This is a genomic window from Gordonia gummivorans, from assembly GCF_022513585.1.
GTDB lineage: Bacteria > Actinomycetota > Actinomycetes > Mycobacteriales > Mycobacteriaceae > Gordonia.
This window is the reverse complement of record NZ_JAKWBF010000013.1, coordinates 65,755-86,353: the sequence shown is the minus strand read 5'-3', so window position 1 is coordinate 86,353 and position 20,599 is coordinate 65,755. Positions and strand designations below refer to the sequence as shown.

Below are 20,599 nucleotides of genomic sequence, written 5' to 3'. Positions count from 1 at the left end.
ACCGGAGCACTCACGCTGATGGAGCGTGTGATCGCTCAGGATTGGAAGCGGGTGCGCGACAACCACGATCGACTTGCGGAACTGTGGGCAGCGCACGAACCCGACCTGCTCCTCGTGAATGCGCACTGCCCGACGTTGCTCCGGAACGCCGGCATGAAGGGCGCTGACCAGGGCTGACGAGTTTTGTCGGTGGCATGGTTTAGCGTGGTTTGTACACGGGATGTGATGACTGGGTAGTTGATGACTGAGACCGGGTTGCCGGTCTGATTCCTTTTGATGATGAGCATGTTGAGCGGATGGTCCCGATCCGTTGGTTCGTCGTATCGGAAGGGATTGTCGTGTCTGTGTTGTCGACGCCGTCGCCGTGGCCTGAGCAGTTTGCTGCCGGGTTGCTCGGTGGGGTCGACCCGGCCTATCCGGATGAAACCCCGACCAACGACCTACTCCTCGGCATGGCCGAGATCGATCGTGGGCGTGCGTCGTTGGCGTATGCCGAGTACCAGTCAGCGGCGGTGCTCTATGACCGGTATGTGGCGGCCAAACTCGTCGAACCATCCGGGTCGGGGTTCGTGACCGATGGGTATGCCGATTGCGCGGCGCGGATCGCCCGCGCCCGTGGGATCGGGCAGCGTGCCGCGGAGAAACTACTCAGTGAGGCGGTGTCGTTGCGGGACCGCCTGCCCGAGGTGTTCGACTGTTTACGCGACGGGATCATCGCACCCTGGCAAGCACAACTCGCGGTGACACGCACCGAACTGTTGGACGAGTCGGCGGCGGCACCTCTGGTGGATGCCGAGATCGCTGCGTTGTTGCGCACCCGGAAAGGTACGTGGTCACGCGCCCGGATGCGCGACATGATCGACCGCGTCGTCTACCGCCATGACCCGGATGCGGTGCGTCAGCGCCGTAAAGACGCGTTGGATGCACGTGGGGTGTGGACGGCCGAGTTGGAGGACGGGACCGGGGAGATCACTGCGGTGGGGGCTGCCGAGGATGTGCGGGTCGCTGCGGCGCGGGTGGCCGGGTTGGCGAAAGCGGTGTGCAGTAGTGACCCGCGCACTGTTCAGCAGCGGCGCTCGGACGCGATGTTCGCCCTGTTGTCGGGCACCGTGTTCGAGTGTGACTGCGGGCGTGAGGAGTGTGACGCCCAGATCCCGGACCCGGCGACCATCTCGGCGTCAACGGCACTGACACCGTCGACGGCGATCATGGTGCATGTGGTGTGTGATGAGGCGACGCTGGCCGGCACCGCGGACAACCCGGCGTTCGTGGAAGGTCACGGGCTCATCAGTGGTGAGCATGTGCGCGATATCGCCGCGCGTAAGGACTCCATTGTGAAACCGGTGATCGGGCCGCAGGCGGTCGTGAATTCGGATGGGTCGTTCACGTTGCCGGCGCACCAACCTGCGGATGCGCATCGGCCCTCGGCCGCGTTGGACACGTTTCTGCGGATTCGGGATGGGTATTGCGTGGATCCGGGTTGTGTGACGTCGGCGTGGCAGGGCGATGGTGATCATGTCGCCGAGTTCGATCACGATCACCCGGAACGTGGTGGGCAGACCACGGCTGACGGTATGAACATCAAGTGCCGTCCCGGACACTTGTTGAAGACGTTCGGGGAGTGGGTGGATGATCAGTGGCGCGACTGTGATGGGCGCCTGAGCACGGAGTACACGACTCCGGAGGGGCTGATACTGCCGGGTGAGGCCGAAACCAATGAGGACCTGTTCCCGGGGTTGCGTCGTATCCGGTTTGTCGCGCCCGCTCAAGGCCCACCGACTGGTAACGCGCGCAACGATATTGCCACCACCCGCCCTCGTCGTGGTCGGGTGGCAGACAAACACGCCCGACGCCGGGCAGAAAGGAACCGCAACCGACGCGACCGCGACGAACGCGACCGCGCCGCAGGCCCACCACCCTTCTGAACTCGTAACGACGGACGTCGAAGTCCGCGATAGTGAGTGGAAGGGTCACACTGTGGTGCCCTCACGACCGAGAGGCGGACAGATGACGACCACGAACGTCGCAAGGACCAACTGGTTGCGTCGCGGAGTCGCCGCAGCGATGCTCGCGGGTGCCGTCGTCTCAGGTGGCTTCGTTGCGGCGGGATCGGCCGACGCCTACCCTGTCGGCCCCTGGCACATCGAAGGGCCGTGCAAGGGCAAGGCGAAGTCGCAGTGTCCGATGTCGCCGTCGAGGGACGGTCTGACCTGGTCATTCCACGGCGACGCGTGGAACTACGACAAGACCGGCCGGTTCGTCTGCATGTCGACCGCCATCTACTGCGGGCCGCTCATGGCAGTGATCCGTGCACTGCCGCCGGTGCAGATCGGATCGGGACCGAGCACCATCGCGCGTCGATGATGATCCGTCAGTCGTGCGTCGCCGCGCGTAGTGACGGCGCGTAGCGGATCACGACGAACACCGCCGCTGCGATGAGGCCGGCGTTCACCACCAACAACGTCGTGTCGGTGGCGGCCCGCGAGATTGAGACGATGTCGACCATCCCGTGGAAGACCGCGATTACGAGGATGCTTGCGCGTGCGCTGTTGAAGAGGAACGTCGTCAAGTACGCGCCCAACAGGATGCTGATGATCCAGCCGGGAATCATCAACAGCCCCAACGTCTGCAAACCGTAGGAGTAGAAGAAGAGCGGCAGGTGCCAGCCTGCCCAGAAGAACGCGAAAATCGTTGTCGCGCCATACGACGACCAGCCGTCGGCCTCGAGCGAGGGGATGGCGTACCCACGCCAGCCGGTCTCCTCACCGAATCCGAAGAAGATGATCTCGATCGGAATCAGCATCAGCCCGACGTTCGCGAACTCCTTCGATCCGAGGAACTCCGACCACTCGACCGGGGACCCGAGCGCCGCCGACACCAGTGCGCCGACGCCGAACAGGACGAGCGGGAACCCTATCGCGAACACCACCCACCGGGCGGGTACCCGCCAGCGCACCATCTGTGCACCCAACTCCCGAACTGCCGTGCGTCCGCCGTCGCGGTAGCGCATCACGAACGCCGCGGCCAACGGCCCGAGGGTGCCCACGTAGTGCAGGAATTGCAGGCTGTCGGGCGCGAAGAGCATGGCAATCCAGAACACCCAGGTCAATAGGTATGCGAGTCCGAAGAATTGAAGGGTCCGAGCGGGTAGCCCCGACCGCAGATGCTGCCACCACGTTCGGGTGTCGCTGCGCATGTCACACCTCCGACGCTCGCACCTCCTACGTTAGGTGCGAGCGTCGCTGCCGCCTACCGTCGAACGTCCCGAGTTGTCTACCCCGGCGCTTCGCTCGCCCCGTCTTCGGCGAGCCCACGGTATGCCGCTACAGCCGCAGCCGCCATCACCACGGCGGTGATCGCGAAACCGATGGCGGTGGCGGTGGTCCCGTGGACGTCGACGATCACCGCCGAGAACACCGCGATCCCGATCACGCCGCCCATCTGACGGCACGTCGTCATCAATCCGGACGCCTGGCCGCGCTTGTCGGCGGGAGCGGTCGCGATCGTCGCGGCGGTCAACGGGCTGAGGATCGCGCCGATCCCCGAGCCGGCAAGCAGCATGCCGGCGCACACCACGATCAACGACGACAGACCGAAACCGATTGCGCCGATGGACAACCCGGCTGCCAGTGTGAGGCTGCCGCCGACGACGACACGGCGTAAACCAAGCGTCTCGTATCGCGCACCGACGGTTCGGGTGGTGATCAACAGAGGAATGACCAACGGCAACAGACTGATACCGGCCTCGGCGGGGCTCAAGTGCAGTGCGTCCTGCAATGCCGTGGCGCCGTAGATGGTCGCCACCGTCATGGCGAACCCGAGCGCGGCGAGTGCTGCCGTGTTGGTGGCGAACTGGCGATTGGCAAACAATCCGATATCGAGGATCGGATCGTCGGCGCGTCGGGCGTGGACGACGAATCCGACTGTCAGGGCAATACCGACTGCGACCACCGTGAGGAACATAGGCGACGACCATCCCCACTCGGGCGCTTGCAGCAGCGCGGTCATGATGGCGGACAGCCCGCCGACGACGAGGACCACACCCAGCAGATCCCACGAGCGCACCGGATGTCGAGTGTTCTCTGGCCGCACGAGCGCGATGAGGACAATGCCGGCGAGGCCGACCGGCACGTTGATCAGGAAACCCCATTGCCAGCCGAGGAATTGCGCGCAGATGCCACCCACTGCGGGTCCGATGAGCGCAAACCCTTGTCCGACACCGGTATAGATGGCCATCGCACCGGCCCGCCGATCTTCGCGAATGGCCTGGGTGAGCAGGCTGAGTGTCGACGGCATGAGCATCGCGGCGGAGATACCGGCGATCGCCCGACATCCCACGACACCGGCGAAGTGCGGAATCAGCGCAATTCCCAACGAGGACAGGATGAATCCCGTCATGCCGGCGCGAAAGAGGTTGACCGGCCCATACGCGTCGGACAGGCGCCCGCCGAGCGGCAGGAACACGGCCAGGGTCAGCAGATACACCGAAACCAGCCACGCCCCTTGCGATCCCGACAGATCGAGATCGCGGGTCATGCTGGGGAGCATCACGCCGACGATGCTCGAGTCGAGCACCAGCAGCACCATGGTCGAGGTCAATGCCGCGATCAACAGCCGCTCACGACGAGCAGCCCGGTCAACGACGCCGGGGGTGCGTCGTTGACCGGGCAAGGTGTTCATCGAGCCTCCATTCGGATCAGGATCTCACGGCGAGGGTCACCAGAGGTCGTAGCTGACGTTGACGTTGGGGTAGCCGGTGGCGATGTGGGGTGCGTTGATGAAGTAGTGGCCGCCGGAGGTGCCGGTCATGTTGGTGTTGACGTTGCCGCGGACGTTTTCGAGGTTGTAGGTGGCGGTGGGGCCGAAGGCGCCGATCCGGTAGTTGACGAACACGGTCTCGTAGCTGGTGTTCGGCGCGACGCTGACGATGGTCTCGGATGCTCCGGGTGCCAGTGAGCGTGTGGGTGCTTGGACCCAGTGGCCGCTGCCGGGGGTGGCCGAGGCGAGCCATTCGGTCTTGTTGGTGTGATTGGTCAGGGTCATGGCGACGGTGGGTTCGCCGGGGTGGGTGACGGGCAGGGTGCCGGCGTTGGCGAGTCCGGCGCCGCCGACGGCGAGTGCTCCGGCGATGCCGAGCCCAGCGATGGCGGCGGCGGTGCGGGTCTTGACGTTCTTCGAGATGGTCATGGTGTCTCCTGAAGAGTTTGTCGTCCGGTCCTGGTTGGGCTGGGCGGGTTGTTTCTGACACCAATGACTCTGCCGCTCAGCGGGGTCGGTGACATTCCGCCGGGTGGTGGATGTACCGGGTGATGTCGATGTCCACCGATCGGGGGACGGGATGCGTGAATTGTCGGTGCGACCCAGCACACTGGAGCAATACACCCAGTGGCGACTTGCGGGCGTCGCCCTGTATCGGAGGCGCTGATGAAGTCGGTTGGCTACGCGATTGTGGCCGCGGCGGTGCTCGCCGTCCTTGGTACAGGTGGCGCTCAAGCGGCCCCGTCGTCGGTTCAGCGTGAGGGCGGGCCTTGCTACTCGCACGAACTCGGCAAGGACTCGGCCGATGGAAAGCTGTTCTGCTCAGGTCTGACCGGGACGTGGCAGAGCAGAGCGCTGACCCGAGCGCCGAAGGTGAAACTGGGAACTCCCTGCCCCCAACTGGGCGCACGGGCGTACGTGTACCAGACAGACGGCATCGCAACCTGTCGCGAAACCAGAAGCGGGCTCCGCTGGCAATGGTGACCGAGGACGGAGTCGACCGGCTGTCGGTCAGATTGATTGCAGGTGTACGCGAACACGTTCGGCGAAAGCGGGGCAACCTGACGCCTCAAGCATCGCAACGAGGTTCACTGATTGTTTCCGTCCGCACCAGTGCTGGAATTGGTCGCGGGTGACAGCTCTCACGGCGGAAGGCGACGACGCTTCAATGAGCAAGCGGCTTCTTGCGCCGCAGGGTGTAGATCGCTTCCGCAACGACATCCTCTGTCGAGCACACTGTGAACATCTCGCCACCCGTGGCGTTGCGGAGCAGGAAGAGCCAGTCTCTCAGCGTCTTTGGCCAAAGCACGTTTTCATCAACGAACACCCGGGTTGCGCTCACGGTGAGCACGATATCCAGGCGCTCGTTGAATCGCTGTCAGAACTTGTCGAGTTCGGCGTCGATAACGCGAAGCTCGTCTATCGCTCGGCGCTGGCGCTCGATGCGCTTCCTCTTGTACTCGACGACGTCCTCGGTCAGCACTCGATGATGAGAGCCAACTCTGTGCGCCGCGATGTCACCCCGGTTGATCATCTTCATGAGCGTGGGGCGAGAGACGCCAAGTTGCTCGGCGGCGACAGTGGTCGTCAGTTCTTCGGGGAGGGCTGCGACAGATATGCGGGTCCCTGATGCGATTGCGGCGACGACGTCGCGGATTACTCCGGCGATAGCCGAGGGGACGGCGACGAACTCATGGTCAGGGCCGGTCACCGTCAACTCTGTGAACTCGGCGCCAGTCATGGCTAGGAGTTCCTGGGCTTGCTGCCGCTGTCGGGCTTCGATGAGCAGATTTCGGTCCGCGACCGGAACGTCAGTGGGTGACATGATTCCTCCATGTTGTTGCAGATGTAAGTGTAAGGAGATTGCGCCTATAAGTGCAAATTGCTTCCGGAGGTGTTCTATTAGGACGCACGCGACGGGCTTCTGGTTCCCAACCCGCCCCGACGAGAATGGCTTCAGTTCGTTTCACCCACGGCATAAATCCACCGGGAACAAACATCCTGCCATCAGGGTTGAGTCGGTCAGACTGAACTTTGGAGGATGAATGTCTGACAGGACCTATTCACTGCCCGTGCTGTTCGTGCCCGACGTCGTGGTTCTGCCCGGGATGGTCGTGCCGATCCCGCTCGACGACGCCGCTCAGGCGACGATTGATGCTGCACGTGCCAGCGAGTCCGGCAAACTGCTGGTCGCGCCGCGACTGGACGACCGCTACCCGACCTACGGCGTGATCGCGTCGATCGTGCAGGTCGGGCGCATTCCCGGCGGCGGGACTGCGGCGGTGCTGAAAGGTGAGCAGCGCGCCCACATCGGGACCGGGACCACCGGCAACGGCAATGCGCTGTGGGTTGAGGTCACCGAGACCGACGACCCCACAATCACCGACGAGACCAGGGCAAAGGCGGCCGAGTACAAGAAGCTCGTGCTCGCGATGCTGCAACGACGCGAGGCCTGGCAGGTCATCGACGCCGTCAACAAGATGAGTGACCCGTCGGAGCTGGCCGATACGTCCGGCTACTCGTCGTGGCTCACCGACGTGCAGAAGCGGCAACTGCTGGAGACGCCGGACGTCGGCGAACGCCTGCAACTGCTCATCGACTGGACCGGCGAGCACATCGCCGAGACCGAGGTGAGCGACAAGATCGCCGACGACGTGCGTAACGGCATGGAGAAGCAGCAGAAGGAGTTCCTGCTTCGGCAGCAGCTCAACGCCATTCGCAAGGAACTCGGCGAGGACGAGCCTGACGGCGCCGACGACTACCGCGGCCGCGTCGAAGCCGCCGACCTGCCCGACAATGTGCGCGAGGCCGCACTGCGCGAGGTCGGCAAGCTCGAACGCGCCAGCGACCAGTCACCCGAAACCGGTTGGATCAGAACATGGTTGGACACCGTGCTCGACCTGCCGTGGAGTGTCACCACCGAGGACTCGACCGACATCAAGGGTGCCCGCGACATCCTCGACACCGACCACCACGGACTCGACGACGTGAAAGACCGCATCGTCGAATACCTGGCGGTGCGTGCGCGTCGTGCCGAGCGCGGCCTGCAGGTCGTCGGCGGACGCGGATCGGGTGCCGTGATGGTGCTCGCCGGCCCGCCCGGCGTCGGCAAGACGTCGCTCGGTGAGTCCGTCGCACGTGCGCTGGGCCGCAAGTTCGTGCGCGTCGCCCTCGGCGGCGTCCGCGACGAGGCGGAGATCCGCGGCCACCGACGCACCTACGTCGGCGCGCTGCCCGGCCGGATCGTGCGCGCCATCGGCGAAGCGGGATCGATGAATCCCGTTGTGCTGCTGGACGAAATCGACAAGGTGGGCTCGGACTACCGGGGTGACCCGGCGGCTGCGCTACTCGAGGTCCTCGACCCCGCACAGAACCACACGTTCCGCGACCACTACCTCGATCTCGATCTCGACCTCTCCGACGTCCTGTTCCTCGCGACCGCCAACGTCATCGAGAACATCCCGTCGGCGTTGCTCGACCGGATGGAACTGGTGACGCTCGACGGCTACACCGAGGACGACAAGGTCGCGATCGCCCGCGACTACCTGTTGCCGAGGCAAGCCGAGAAGGCCGCGCTCGACGACGACGACGAGGTGACCGTCACCGACGCCGCGCTGCGCGAGATCGCCGCGAACTACACCCGGGAACCCGGTGTGCGACAGTTCGAACGGCTCCTCGCCAAGGCGCTGCGCAAGGCGGCAACCAACCTCGCGTCGGGCAAATCCCAAGCACCGGTGACGATCGACGAACCCGACTTGCGGGACTATCTGGGCCGGGCCCGGTTCACCCCGGAGTCGGCCGAACGGACCGCGGTGCCCGGTGTGGCAACGGGTTTGGCGGTCACCGGCATGGGCGGCGACGTCCTGTTCATCGAGGCCAACCGCACCGAGGGGAAGAACGGTCTGCAACTGACCGGACAACTAGGTGACGTGATGAAGGAGTCCGCGCAGATCGCGCTCTCCTACGTCCGGGCCCACGCCGACCAACTCGGCATCGATCCGAAGAACCTCGACGGCACCATCCACGTCCACGTCCCGGCGGGCGCGGTGCCCAAGGACGGTCCGAGCGCGGGTATCACGATGGTGACCGCGCTGGTGTCGATGGCCACCGGCCGCAAGGTGCGGGCCGAGGTCGGCATGACCGGTGAGGTCACGCTGAACGGCCGGGTCCTGCCCATCGGTGGGCTCAAGCAGAAACTGCTTGCCGCCCAACGCAACGGGCTGACGCAGGTGTTCATCTCGCCACGCAATGAGGCCGACCTCGACGATGTCCCGGCCGAGGTCCTCGACGCGGTAACGGTGACTCCGTTCGCCGATGTCGCCGACGTCGTCGCAGCCGCTCTCGAGCCCGCTGCTGAGGTGACCGCAGAGACAGTGAACACAGCGGCCTGATCGTCGGGCTACGGTGGGAGGGAACCCTCGGCACGTGTCAGCAAAGGAGCTTTGCATGTCCGACCTCCCACCGATCACCGACGCGGAGATGAAGACGATCATCGCGTACTCGCAGCCGTATTCGGTGGTCGTCCTGAAAGCCGGCCCCAAGTTCCACACCGACGAGGCGAAACCCCTCATTTGGGAGCACAGCCGCCGCAACTTCTCGTTGCGGGCCAGCGGCAAACTCTCGATCATCCTCGGTGCCAGCGACGACTCCGACATCCGTGGCTACGGGATCTTCGACCAAGACCCCGAAACCACCGCGAAGATCATGAACGACGACCCGGCCGTACAGGCCGGCGTCTTCGAGTTCGACGTTCACCCGGTCCGCGGCTTCCCGGGTGACGCGCTCATCCCCACGCCGGACTGAACCAGCTCAGCTCTTCGCCGAGAATCCCAGGACGCGCGCGACAGTCTCACGATTCATCGCCGTATCGAACGGCTGTGCGGTGACCAGGGTCTGCTGCTGGATGAGGCCTTCGATCACCGCGACGATCAGTTCGGCGGCACGGGTGGGGCGCTTCGGCCAGAACTCAAGCGTGATCTGATCGGCAAACCCCACGAACCGACTGCGATTGGCCACGATCAGCTCGCGCAGCGCCGGATCGAACTGCGCCTCGATCAGCAGCGCATGCCGCACCACCACGAGTCCGCGACCCTCCGTCGTCATCGCCTCGATGAACCTCACCACGCAGTCGAGGATCATCGTCTCCGACGGCCGGTGACCGCCGGCCATGGTGTCGAAGATCGGTTCGAACTCGCGCACCGCGATCTCCCGCATCCGTTCAAACGCTTCCTGGAGCGCGAGTTGCTGCAGCTTGGAACGGTTGGGTGCGTAGTAGTTGACCGAACCGGGGGGCACGCCGGCAGCGTCGTCGACGGCGCGGTGCGTGAGTGCTCTCAATCCGCCGGACGCGACGACGTCGAAGGCGGCGCTGCTGAATTGGGCACGACGATCGGGTGTCGCGTTGCCGGTAACCATGTGCGGCGCACCCCCGTCCCGTCCGCGTGACCATACCTCGCCGAATGTAGTCGCTCGTTCGCGAATGGCCTCACACGCTCACCGCGCTCAGCATGGCCAGTTTCTCGTGACTCACGGTGCCCGGGGTCGCGGTGTAGACGAGCAGGCCCTGGTTGGCGTCGGGGTCGAACAGGGTCTGGCAGAACACCTCGATCAGCCCCAGCTCGGGATGGAGCAGCCGTTTGCGCTGGTCGGTGAGCCGAACGTTCACGTCGTGCTCCTTCCACAACGACGCGAACTCGGGGCTTTCCGCGAGCAGGGCGTCGGCGATCACCGCGGCGCGGGAGTCGGGTCCCTCCGTGGTGACCGCGGCGCGCAGTCGGGCGGTGTGGGCTCGTGCGTGATGGTCGTGGTCGTCGGCAGGGAAGCGTTGTCGGGTCGCTGGGTCGGTGAACCAGCGGTAGGCGATGCTGCGTGCGACGCCCTCGAAGTGCGTCTCGTCGCCTACGAGAGCCTTCGCCGGCATGGTCTGCAGCAGCGTCTCACCGGCGCTGTTGACGACCATCGCCGGTGTGTCGGCGAGACGGTCGACGATCCGCAGCATCCCCGGCCCGACGTGGTCGGACGCCGATCGGCGTCCCGGAGCGTGCTGGCCGGCGAGCCGGAAAAGGTGGTCACGCTCATCGAGCGACAGGTGCAGCGCCCGGGCCAACGCGGTCAGCATCTGCTCTGACGGATGCGGGCCGCGTTGCTGTTCGAGGCGGCTGTAGTAGTCCGTGGACATCTGCGCGAGCAGCGCGACCTCTTCGCGACGCAATCCGCTGGTACGACGCCGACTCCCGGCGGGCAACCCTACGTCCGCAGGCGTCAGCGCCTCCCGGCGGCGTCGCAGGAACTCCGCCAAACCGGCCCGGTCGAAGTCCATGGGCCCTCCTCACGATCGACTCTGCATTCCACTCTTGCCGATCGGCCCGTACTCATCCAGGGATCGACGGTCCGTGGATGAGTGGTGCCTTGTTGCCCTCGCCGCACTGCGGTGGTGTGGAGGTCGAAAAGTTCAGTCGTCAACAAGGAGACAGATCATGCGTATCAGCGGCAACACCATCTTCATCCCGGGCGCGACCTCGGGAATCGGGCTCGGTCTCGCACTGCGCCTGCACGAGGCGGGCAATCGGGTCATCGTCGGCGGTCGACGCACAGAACTGCTGTCGCAGATCGCCGACGCGCACCCCGGCATCGAGACCGTCCGCATCGACACCGCCGACGCCGACGACGTCGTGCGGGTGTCCGCCGAGGTCCAGCGACGATTCCCGGACACCAACGTGCTGATCGCGATGGCCGGCATCATGCGCTCAGAAGATCTGCGCGACAACGACTTTCTCAGCACAGCGGTCGCGGAGGTGGAGACCAACATCCTCGGACCCCTGCGCCTGGTGGCGGCGTTCACCGAATTCCTCGCCGCACAGCCCGACGCCACGATCATCACGGTGTCCTCGGGGCTCGCGTTCACCCCGATGGTGGGCACACCCACCTACAGCGCAACCAAGGCGGCCATCCACTCCTTCACCGACAGCCTGCGAATCCAGTTGGCCGACAGCGGTATCGGTGTTCTCGAGCTCGTCCCGCCGGCCGTCCAGACCGATCTCATGCCCGGGCAGGCAGAGGCCGAATGGGCGATGCCGCTCGACGACTTCCTCGACGAGGTGATGCACCTTCTCCCGGAGGCCACCCGCGAGATCCTCGTCGAACGCGTAAAGCCGCTGCGGTTCGCCGAACTCAACGGCAACCGCGATGACCTGATGGCAGCGCTGGCGCACGTCTAGGGCATACCCTGGCCTTACCGCTCCCTGAGGTGCGAGGAGCGCTAGCGACGAGCCTCGAAGGGCAGGTGACGCCGGCTCATGTCGGAAGGTCTCTCCGCATCGTCGAGTTCCGGTCGCTGGCTCATCGCCGCGGCCGTGCTCGGCTCGGGGGTGGCGTTCCTCGACAGCACGGTGGTCAACGTCGCACTTCCCGCCATTTCCCGCGACCTCGACACTGGACTGTCCGGGCAGCAGTGGGTGCTCGACGGCTACCTGCTGACCCTCAGCGCTCTGCTGCTGGTCGGTGGCGTGGCCGGCGATCGTTACGGTCGGCGTCGGATCTTCGTCGGCGGACTGGTGATCTTCGGGCTGGCATCCATGGCCTGCGGCCTGGCGCCGACGATCGAGGCGTTGATCGCGGCTCGCATCGTCCAGGGCGTCGGCGCGGCCGCCGTGGTACCGGGCAGCCTCGCATTGATCGACGCGGAGATTCGCGAGGAGGACCGCAGCCAGGCGATCGGCCTGTGGGCCGGCATGTCCGGTGCCACAACCGCTTTGGGCCCGTTCGTCGGTGGGTGGTTGGTCGACGCCGTGTCGTGGCGGTGGGTGTTCTATCTCAGCGTTCCACTTGCCGTCGGTGCCATCGCGATCGCGTTGAGGCACGTGCCGAAGTCAGACGGCGCCGGCACGGGAAGGCTCGACGTCGCAGGCGCTCTCGCGATGATCGTCGGGTTGAGTGGGGTGATCTATGCGCTGATCGAGTTCCCGGATCGAGGCTCGGACGCCGGTGTGATCGCCTGGGCGGCAATAGGTGTCATCGGACTGATCGGTTTCGTTGTCATCGAATCCCGGGTCGACGACCCACTACTGCCGCTCGGGCTGTTCCGGTCTGCGCAGTTCACCGGAGCCAACCTGACAACGCTGGCCGTGTACGCGGCACTCGGCGGAGCGCTGTTCCTGCTTGCGCTGCAACTGCAGCAGAGTATGGGCTACTCGGCGCTCGAGGCCGGGGCCGCGACCACACCGAGCACCATCATCATGCTGTTCGGGTCACCACTGTCCGGCAAGGTGTCGCAGATGACGGGACCGCGACTGCCGATGACCGTCGGACCGCTCGTCGCGGCCACCGGATTGGCGCTGATGACGCGGATCGAACCCGGCGCCGGCTACTTCACTGCAGTGTTCCCGGCTGTTGTGGTGTTCGGGCTCGGTATGACCATCACGGTTGCGCCCTTGACCTCCGCGGCGCTGGGCGCGGTCGACGACGCACATGCAGGCACTGCGTCGGGCGTCAACAACGCAGTTGCGCGTCTCGCCGGGTTGCTCGCGGTCGCGATCCTGCCGGTCGTCGCCGGTATCGACAGCGGTCCCGGCCAACCGCTGGGTGCGGGATTTCATACCGCGATGGTCATCGCGGCGGTCTGCTGTGCGCTCGGTGGGATCGTGGCGGCCGCGACCATCCGATCCGGGGCGCCGGTGACACCGCACGTCCAGCCGGCAATGAATCACGCATGCCAGCTGCCGGAGCGACTCACTTCTTGAGCCGACGACTCCCTGCGTGCCAATCTTCTTGGACCCCCACTTCAGCGTCTTCGACGCCGAAGGCACGGAGTTGAGGCTTCTCGCGCAGGCTGCGTTTGAGTTCCGCGAAGCCGGGAAAGCTCGCGAGGCCGATGACGTGGTCCCACAGGGCGACTGCGTCGTCGTCGCTGGGCAGCCGGCTGATGACCGGGCCGAAGAAGGCGACTCCGTTTGGCGGCTGGAAATGGATGATCGGCGTGCCCACGTCCCGTCCGGTGAGCGACAGCGCTTCGTCGGTCTCGGCTTGGATCTCGGCGTCCCACGACGAGTCCTCAAGGGCATCAATGTGTTCGGGTGACAGTCCGAGTTCGGCGAGGATCGGTTCCAGGAATTCGGCCGTGCCGCGGTGATCGCGCTCGCCCACCATGTAGGTTCCGGTGTGCGAGTCGAAGATTCGGGTCCCGAAAGCGGTGTAGAGCGGGCCGATGGCGTCGCGCCCGTGTTCGCGTCGGACACTTGCCGCCGCCCGCAGGAGCTTCAAACCGGCCCAGTGCCCGGCCTCGTACTCGGGCGGGAAGTGCGCGTCGTAGTCGATGTGCGCGTTGAGAAGTCGCAGCGAGATGAATCGCCAGTCCACCGCATAGTCGCGTTGCTCCTGCACCTTGCGCACCCACTTGCTGGTCATCCAGGCAAACGGGCAGACCGGATCGAAGTAGAAGCGGATGTCGGCGTCGCTCACGGATCACCTCCCGATCAGTATAATTTTGGGTCCGGAATCCGGCCCCAAAATCATACTGATCGCGTGGACCTCAGACGAGGCCGAGTGAGTGCAGGATTTGATAGACCTGGTACAGGCCGACGATTGTTTCAACTGATCCCATGATGTCCCCCGACATATAGTGCGATTCTTACGTGTCATCGAATCTGATCACGACGACAAGGCTGACCTTAAGCCCGCGAATCGTGTTCTGCGAGTGGTAGTGACAGCACACACAGTGGGCTGAACCGGTGGTCCGCACCGCTTTTCGGCCCCGGCACCTGGCGGGCTCGGTCGCCCAAGCCGTCGCGCCGCAGACGCGAGCCTCACATTTGCCCAGTTCGCAGCGTCGGTCACCGGACTCTGTCGGATCAGCGACCCCCCGCCGACGTCGTCGGCGATCGTGGCGGCGGGAAGAGCGTGGTCGCCGAGCGCGAGGGCAATGACACCCACCGGGAGGCGTCCGAAACGGGCCTCCTCAGTGCCCGCCGAGGCGTATTGCCCTCGGCGACACCTCACGGCGACCGCTTCAGACGCCAACTCCCGGAGTCGAGCCGGCCCAACGACCCGAACGCACCGCGACCCGTCGGATGTCTGTACCCCTCAGCCCGGCCAAGGGCACTATGTGCTTGGCAAGCCTCCCAGGTACAGATTTCCGCAGCTCAGCGGAGGCGGTCACCCTAACTCTTCGAGTCGGCGACCCATCCGCCGACATCGTCGGTGATTGCAACGCCGAGCAGAACCGACCCTGACCAGCGATTACTCACATTGAGCGTATCGCGCTCAACTTTTTCGGGAATCCGGGAATGATCCCGGCCATGTCCCGGTTGAACAAATCGAGAAACCTGAGTCGTGTAGGCTCAACCCAGGTTGACTCCGGCTGTGTCCTCCAGTAGGACATGAGTCGGATGCACTGAAGTTCGGGTTTCGAACAACGTACTTGGGTGCACACCCACGAACTAGGAGGAAGCAACAAGATGTCCCGTGCTGTTGGAATCGACCTCGGCACCACCAACTCCGTGGTCGCGGTGCTCGAAGGTGGAGAGCCGGCCGTCATCGCCAATGCCGAAGGCTCCCGGACCACCCCGTCGGTGGTCGCCTTCGCGCGTAACGGCGAGGTGCTGGTCGGTCAGCCCGCAAAGAATCAGGCGGTCACCAATGTCGACCGCACCATCCGTTCGGTCAAGCGCCACATGGGCGAAGGTGACTGGACCGTCGACATCGACGACAAGAAGTACACCCCGCAGGAGATCAGCGCGCGCACGCTCATGAAGCTCAAGCGCGACGCCGAGTCGTACCTGGGTGAAGACGTCTCCGACGCCGTCATCACGGTGCCCGCATACTTCAACGACGCCCAGCGCCAGGCCACCAAGGAAGCCGGCCAGATCGCCGGCCTCAACGTCCTGCGCATCGTCAACGAGCCCACCGCCGCAGCCCTGGCCTATGGACTCGACAAGGGTGAGAAGGAACAGACCATCCTGGTCTTCGACCTCGGTGGCGGAACGTTCGACGTCTCGCTGCTCGAGATCGGCGACGGCGTGGTCGAGGTCCGCGCGACCTCCGGTGACAACCACCTCGGTGGTGACGACTGGGATCAGCGCGTCGTCGACTGGCTCGTCGAGAAGTTCAAGAGCTCCAGCGGCATCGATCTGACCAAGGACAAGATGGCCATGCAGCGTCTACGCGAGGCTGCCGAGAAGGCCAAGATCGAACTGTCGTCCTCGCAGTCGACGTCGATCAACCTGCCCTACATCACCGTCGACGCCGACAAGAATCCGCTGTTCCTCGACGAGCAGCTGAGCCGCAGCGAGTTCCAGAAGATCACCAGCGACCTGCTCGAGCGCACTCGCGCACCGTTCCAGGCGGTCATCAAGGACGCCGGCATCTCCGTCGGCGACATCGACCACGTGGTCATGGTCGGCGGCTCGACCCGTATGCCGGCCGTCACCGAGCTGGTCAAAGAACTGACCGGCGGCCGGGAGCCCAACAAGGGCGTCAACCCGGACGAGGTCGTCGCCGTGGGCGCCGCCCTGCAGGCCGGTGTGCTGCGCGGTGAGGTCAAGGACGTGCTGCTGCTCGACGTCACCCCGCTCTCCCTCGGTATCGAGACCAAGGGCGGCGTGATGCACAAGCTGATCGAGCGCAACACCACCATCCCGACCAAGCGGTCGGAGACCTACACCACGGCCGAGGACAATCAGCCGTCGGTGCAGATCCAGGTGTATCAGGGTGAGCGTGAGATCGCTTCGCACAACAAGCTTCTCGGCTCCTTCGAGCTCGGTGGCATCGCCCCCGCGCCGCAGGGTGTCCCGCAGATCGAGGTGACCTTCGACATCGACGCCAACGGCATCGTGCACGTCACCGCGAAGGACAAGGGCACCGGCAAGGAGAACTCCATCCGCATCCAGGACGGCTCGGGCCTGAGCAAGGACGAGATCGACCGGATGATCAAGGATGCCGAGGCGCATGCCGACGAGGATCGCAAGCGGCGTGAAGAGGCCGAGACCCGCAACCAGGCGGAGTCGTTGGTCAACCACACCGAGAAGTTCCTCAAGGACAACGAGGACAAGGTTCCCGCCGACGTCAAGGAGAAGGTCGAATCGGCCATCTCCAACGCGCAGGAGGCACTGAAGGGCACCGATTCGACCGCCATCAAGAACGCGATCGAGAAGCTGTCCGAGGAGTCCCAGGCTCTCGGCCAGGCCATCTACGCCAACACCGCCGAGTCGCCCAACGGTGACGCACCGGCCGGTGACGCCGCAGATGCCGACGCCGACGTCGTGGACGCCGAGGTCGTCGACGAGGAGAAGAAGTGACCCAGAGCGAGTCCTCGCCCGACACCGGGTTCGACCCGACCGAAGCCGAACTCGGCGGGGTCGAACCCGAGCGCGAGGGCGACATGCCCATCACCGTCACCGACAAGCGGGTCATCGACCCGGACACGGGGGAGGTGCGCCCGGGTACCCACCCGGCGGCCGAACCCGACGCGGCCGACGCGCGGGTGGCAGAACTGACCGCGGACCTGCAACGGGAACGCGCGCAGTTCGCCAACTTCAAGCGGCGTGCGGCGGAGGAGAAGCAGGGATCGGTTGCCTACGGCAAGCAGATCCTGATCGACAAGCTGCTCCCCGTCCTCGACGACCTCGACCGTGCGCGCGAGCACGGCGACCTCGAGAGCGGTCCGTTGCGTGCGGTCGCCGACAAACTCGTCGGCGCACTCAGCGCGGAGGGTCTCGCCCGCTTCGGTGAACCCGGCGACGAGTTCAACCCGGAACTGCACGAGGCCGTCCAGCACGACGGCGACGGCGCACACCCCGTACTCGGGGCCGTGTACCGCTGCGGTTACCGACTGGGCGACAAGGTGATCCGTACCGCAATGGTCACGGTCACCGATCCGGCAGAAACCGCCGCACCCTGAGGGTCAACGTTCCCTGAGGTGCGAGGAGCGCTAGCGACGAGCCTCGAAGGGCTTGGTGAGACAATGTCGCCAGCCCCTTCGAGGCTCGCAGGCTCGCACCTCAGGGAGCGGGGGCTTACGGCTCAGAAAGCGGATTGCTGCACAATTTCATTGATAGACCAGACAACAGAACATCAAAGGAGGTGACGTCTGGTGGCTCCACAACGCGAATGGTTGGAACACGACTTCTACCAGGACCTCGGCGTTGCTTCTGACGCTTCGGCCGACGAGATCAAGAAGGCTTATCGGAAGCTCGCCCGCGAGCTGCATCCGGACGCCAACCCGGGGGACAGCGCGGCCGAGGAACGCTTCAAGCGCGTATCCGAAGCCCACAGTGTGCTCTCCGATCCCGCGAAGCGTAAGGAGTACGACGAGACCCGCGCCATGTTCGCGGGCGGTCGATTCCGCGGCGGCGGCAACGGTTTTCCCGGCGGCTTCGGCGGCGGCACGAGCTACAGCACGTCGGGCGGCGGGGCCGACTTCAACATCGGCGACCTGTTCGGCAGCGGTGCCGAGGCCGGTGGTGGCTCCGGCGGATTCAGTGACCTTTTCGAGGGCCTGTTCAACCGTGGCGGCGGCGGTCAGCGAACCTCGACCGCAAGCCGGCCGCGACGCGGCAACGACCTCGAAACCGAGACGTCGCTGTCGTTCAAGGACGCAGCACTCGGTACCACCGTCCAACTTCGGGTGACCAGCCCGTCGCCGTGCACCACGTGTCACGGCAGTGGCGCGAAGCCGGGCACCAGCCCGCGAGTGTGTCCGAGCTGCAACGGTTCCGGGTTCATCAGCCGCAACCAGGGCGCGTTTGGATTCAGCGAACCCTGCCAGGATTGTCAGGGCACCGGAAGCCGCATCGACGATCCGTGCACCGACTGCGACGGCAGCGGCGTCAAGGTCCGCGCCCGCACGATCAACGTGCGCATCCCCGCGGGAGTCGAAGACGGGCAACGCATCCGGCTTGCCGGACAGGGTGAGGCCGGACGACGCGGCGCGCCGTCGGGCGACCTGTATGTGGTCGTCCACGTGACCGCCGACAAGGTCTTCACGCGCAGTGGTAACGACCTCAAGGTGCAATTGCCGGTGAGTATCTCCGAACTCGTGCTGGGCGCGACGGTGTCGGTGCCGACCCTAGAGGGGTCGGTCGGGGTCAAGATCCCGGCCAACACCACCGACGGCCGCACGCTGCGAGTGCGCGGGCGAGGAGTGCCGAAGCGTTCGGGCGGGGCAGGCGATCTGCTGGTGACCGTCAAGGTCGCCGTGCCACCCAAGCTCGACGACGACGCCACTGAGGCCATGCGCCGCTACGCCGAGGCCGAACGCGCGAGCGGATTCGATCCTCGCGCCGGGTGGGGGCGATGATGATGGCGTCGGGTGACTTCGACGAGTCGGCGACGTTCCTCATCTCCGTGGCCGCCGAGCTGGCCGGTATGCATGCGCAGACCCTGCGCACATACGACCGGCTCGGCCTGGTCACCCCCCAACGCACGAGCGGCGGCGGCCGGCGCTACTCCACCCGCGACGTCGAACTGCTGCGCGAGATCCAGCGACTCTCCCAGGAGGAGGGTGTCAACCTCGCCGGCATCAAACGGATCATCGATCTGGAGAATCAGGTCGATACGCTGAGCCATCGGGTGCGTGAACTCGGCGACGAACTGCAGCAGGCCCGCGGCCGACGCGGCGGCGAACTCGTCCCGGTGCCGCGCACCAGCGCGCTGGTGGTGTGGCAGCCGCGTAACAGGCGTCCCAAGAGTTAACCCCGATCGGCCCCGGCAGCCGAGGACCCGGGACCTGCCGTTATCCTGTCTGGTCAAGGATCGACGTGAGAGGTAGTGCCCGGTGGCCGAGATGACCGATACCGTGCTCGGTATCTCCGTCGTCGACGACCAGATCGCCTCTGTCGTCCGCGACGGGGACGGCCGTGTCGTCGCCAGCAACCTCGTCGACCTGCCGGATTCGGCGACGTCGTCGCAGGTGGAGTCCGCGATCGAAGAACTCGTGACCTCGGTCCCGATGGACTTCCAGCACATCGGTCTCGCGGTCGCCGACGACTCCCTGCGCGAGCATCTCAACAGCGCATTCGCTCCGACCGCTGGCACTCCCGACTGGCACTCGAAGATCGGGGTGACCGATTTCCCGACCGCCCTGGCGGAGGTCGCCCGAGCGCAGGCGACGCGTCCCGGCGTGGTCGCGGTGGTCGACCTCGGAACCAACGCCGCCCCCTCGGTCGGGGCCACCACGGTCACCGTCGACGTCGCGACCGGACGTCTCGTCGGGGTCGGGCAATTCGATCGAGGTGAGTGCGGACCGGTCACCGAGCATGAGGGTGCCTCCGCGTTGGCCGACGCCATCACCGAGATGCCCGGCGGCGACAAGCTCACCTCGGTGATCTGCACCGGACCTGGTGCCGAGACCCCGGGCGTCGCGCCCGCCTTCGAGTACGCCGTCCAGCGTCCCGTGACGATCGCCGACCAGCCTTCCCTCGCGTCGGCCATCAGCTCCGCCGAGTTGGCCCGCGTCGCCGAGGCACCGACGATGCTGACCAGATCGGCGCCCGCATCATCGGGCCGACGCTGGTGGTTCATCGGCGCAGCAATCGGCGCTGCGATCGTCCTGGGTGCCCTTGCCATCACCGCGGTGCTCGCCGCCGACGGAGAACTCCGCGAGACCAGTCCGAGCACCATCACCTCCACCGTCACCACCCCCGGACCGGGCAGGACGGTGACCAAGACCGAGGCCGCCGACACCGTCGTCGAGACGGAAACCCGGACCGTCACCCAGACCACCACACCGCGGCCCGTCACCCGGACGAGGACGATCACCGAGACACCACCCGCGGAGACGACGACCGAGACCACCACGGTCACCGAGCCGGCGAACCCGTACTTCGATCCCAACGCCGAGAACTGAGCG

The 20,599-nt window shown here is 65.6% G+C and carries 20 protein-coding genes; 12 read left to right on the top strand and 8 right to left on the bottom strand.

Annotated elements, in window-relative coordinates; all coding sequences use genetic code 11:
• The first annotated feature begins 18 nt into the window (after positions 1-18).
• The 3 genes from MKW15_RS11800 to MKW15_RS11790 all read left to right on the top strand — a co-directional run bounded on the left by MKW15_RS11800 (position 19) and on the right by MKW15_RS11790 (position 2,364).
• Entirely contained in the window at positions 19-177 is a 159-nt protein-coding gene (locus tag MKW15_RS11800) for a hypothetical protein (protein WP_240857811.1), read from the top strand.
• A gap of 161 nt (positions 178-338) precedes the next feature.
• A complete protein-coding gene (locus tag MKW15_RS11795) occupies positions 339-1,925 on the top strand; it encodes a DUF222 domain-containing protein (protein WP_240857810.1) in 1,587 nt (528 codons plus the stop codon).
• A gap of 82 nt (positions 1,926-2,007) precedes the next feature.
• On the top strand, positions 2,008-2,364 hold the full coding sequence (locus tag MKW15_RS11790; RefSeq protein WP_240857809.1) for a hypothetical protein: 357 nt from the start codon (positions 2,008-2,010) through the stop codon (positions 2,362-2,364).
• A gap of 7 nt (positions 2,365-2,371) precedes the next feature.
• On the opposite strand, the gene MKW15_RS11785 is transcribed toward MKW15_RS11790, so the two are convergent.
• The 5 genes from MKW15_RS11785 to MKW15_RS11765 all read right to left on the bottom strand — a co-directional run bounded on the left by MKW15_RS11785 (position 2,372) and on the right by MKW15_RS11765 (position 6,583).
• Positions 2,372-3,196: a CPBP family glutamic-type intramembrane protease gene (locus MKW15_RS11785; RefSeq protein WP_240857808.1), complete on the bottom strand. Its 825-nt coding sequence runs from the start codon at positions 3,194-3,196 to the stop codon at positions 2,372-2,374.
• 77 nt (positions 3,197-3,273) lie between these two features.
• Positions 3,274-4,680: an MFS transporter gene (locus MKW15_RS11780; protein WP_240857807.1), complete on the bottom strand. Its 1,407-nt coding sequence runs from the start codon at positions 4,678-4,680 to the stop codon at positions 3,274-3,276.
• A gap of 36 nt (positions 4,681-4,716) precedes the next feature.
• Positions 4,717-5,187 (bottom strand): hypothetical protein, encoded by a 471-nt coding sequence (locus MKW15_RS11775; RefSeq protein WP_240857806.1) that lies wholly within the window; start codon positions 5,185-5,187, stop codon positions 4,717-4,719.
• Between the two features lie 736 nt (positions 5,188-5,923).
• Positions 5,924-6,100, bottom strand: a complete 177-nt coding sequence (locus MKW15_RS11770; protein ID WP_240857805.1) for a hypothetical protein — start codon at positions 6,098-6,100, stop codon at positions 5,924-5,926.
• A gap of 36 nt (positions 6,101-6,136) precedes the next feature.
• A complete protein-coding gene (locus tag MKW15_RS11765; protein WP_240857804.1) occupies positions 6,137-6,583 on the bottom strand; it encodes a helix-turn-helix domain-containing protein in 447 nt (148 codons plus the stop codon).
• 220 nt (positions 6,584-6,803) lie between these two features.
• Between MKW15_RS11765 and lon the strand changes: the two genes are divergently transcribed.
• Both lon and MKW15_RS11755 read left to right on the top strand, forming a co-directional pair.
• Positions 6,804-9,149: an endopeptidase La gene (lon, locus tag MKW15_RS11760; RefSeq protein WP_240857803.1), complete on the top strand. Its 2,346-nt coding sequence runs from the start codon at positions 6,804-6,806 to the stop codon at positions 9,147-9,149.
• Positions 9,150-9,204: 55 nt separating this feature from the next.
• Positions 9,205-9,561, top strand: coding sequence for a YciI family protein (locus MKW15_RS11755; protein ID WP_240857802.1), 357 nt, complete (start codon positions 9,205-9,207; stop codon positions 9,559-9,561).
• A gap of 6 nt (positions 9,562-9,567) precedes the next feature.
• Here MKW15_RS11755 and MKW15_RS11750 read toward each other — a convergent pair whose 3' ends face one another.
• Positions 9,568-10,173, bottom strand: a complete 606-nt coding sequence (locus MKW15_RS11750) for a TetR/AcrR family transcriptional regulator (RefSeq protein WP_240857801.1) — start codon at positions 10,171-10,173, stop codon at positions 9,568-9,570.
• Positions 10,174-10,243: 70 nt separating this feature from the next.
• Positions 10,244-11,077, bottom strand: coding sequence for a helix-turn-helix transcriptional regulator (locus MKW15_RS11745; RefSeq protein WP_240857800.1), 834 nt, complete (start codon positions 11,075-11,077; stop codon positions 10,244-10,246).
• 157 nt (positions 11,078-11,234) lie between these two features.
• Here MKW15_RS11745 and MKW15_RS11740 point away from each other — a divergent pair, with 157 nt between their 5' ends.
• The gene (locus MKW15_RS11740) at positions 11,235-11,975 is read left to right on the top strand and encodes an SDR family oxidoreductase (RefSeq protein WP_240857799.1); all 741 of its coding nucleotides are present in this window, start codon (positions 11,235-11,237) and stop codon (positions 11,973-11,975) included.
• A gap of 78 nt (positions 11,976-12,053) precedes the next feature.
• Entirely contained in the window at positions 12,054-13,496 is a 1,443-nt protein-coding gene (locus MKW15_RS11735) for an MFS transporter (RefSeq protein ID WP_240857798.1), read from the top strand.
• Here MKW15_RS11735 and MKW15_RS11730 read toward each other — a convergent pair.
• Positions 13,486-14,214 (bottom strand): mycothiol-dependent nitroreductase Rv2466c family protein, encoded by a 729-nt coding sequence (locus MKW15_RS11730; RefSeq protein ID WP_240857797.1) that lies wholly within the window; start codon positions 14,212-14,214, stop codon positions 13,486-13,488. The two genes, MKW15_RS11735 and MKW15_RS11730, sit on opposite strands and share 11 nt — an antisense overlap.
• 995 nt (positions 14,215-15,209) lie before the next feature.
• Between MKW15_RS11730 and dnaK the strand changes: the two genes are divergently transcribed.
• The 5 genes from dnaK (at position 15,210) to MKW15_RS11705 (ending at position 20,596) form a co-directional block, all read left to right on the top strand.
• Positions 15,210-17,048 carry a molecular chaperone DnaK gene (gene dnaK, locus MKW15_RS11725; RefSeq protein WP_240857796.1) on the top strand — a complete coding sequence of 613 codons (1,839 nt, stop codon included), beginning with the start codon at positions 15,210-15,212 and terminating at the stop codon, positions 17,046-17,048.
• Positions 17,045-17,650, top strand: coding sequence for a nucleotide exchange factor GrpE (grpE, locus tag MKW15_RS11720; protein WP_308221038.1), 606 nt, complete (start codon positions 17,045-17,047; stop codon positions 17,648-17,650). Before dnaK ends, grpE begins: the two co-directional genes overlap by 4 nt.
• A gap of 192 nt (positions 17,651-17,842) precedes the next feature.
• The gene (gene dnaJ, locus MKW15_RS11715) at positions 17,843-19,048 is read left to right on the top strand and encodes a molecular chaperone DnaJ (protein WP_240857795.1); all 1,206 of its coding nucleotides are present in this window, start codon (positions 17,843-17,845) and stop codon (positions 19,046-19,048) included.
• A gap of 2 nt (positions 19,049-19,050) precedes the next feature.
• Positions 19,051-19,443, top strand: coding sequence for a heat shock protein transcriptional repressor HspR (locus MKW15_RS11710; protein WP_240857849.1), 393 nt, complete (start codon positions 19,051-19,053; stop codon positions 19,441-19,443).
• Positions 19,444-19,534: 91 nt separating this feature from the next.
• Positions 19,535-20,596 carry a hypothetical protein gene (locus MKW15_RS11705; protein ID WP_240857794.1) on the top strand — a complete coding sequence of 354 codons (1,062 nt, stop codon included), beginning with the start codon at positions 19,535-19,537 and terminating at the stop codon, positions 20,594-20,596.
• Positions 20,597-20,599 lie beyond the last annotated feature (3 nt).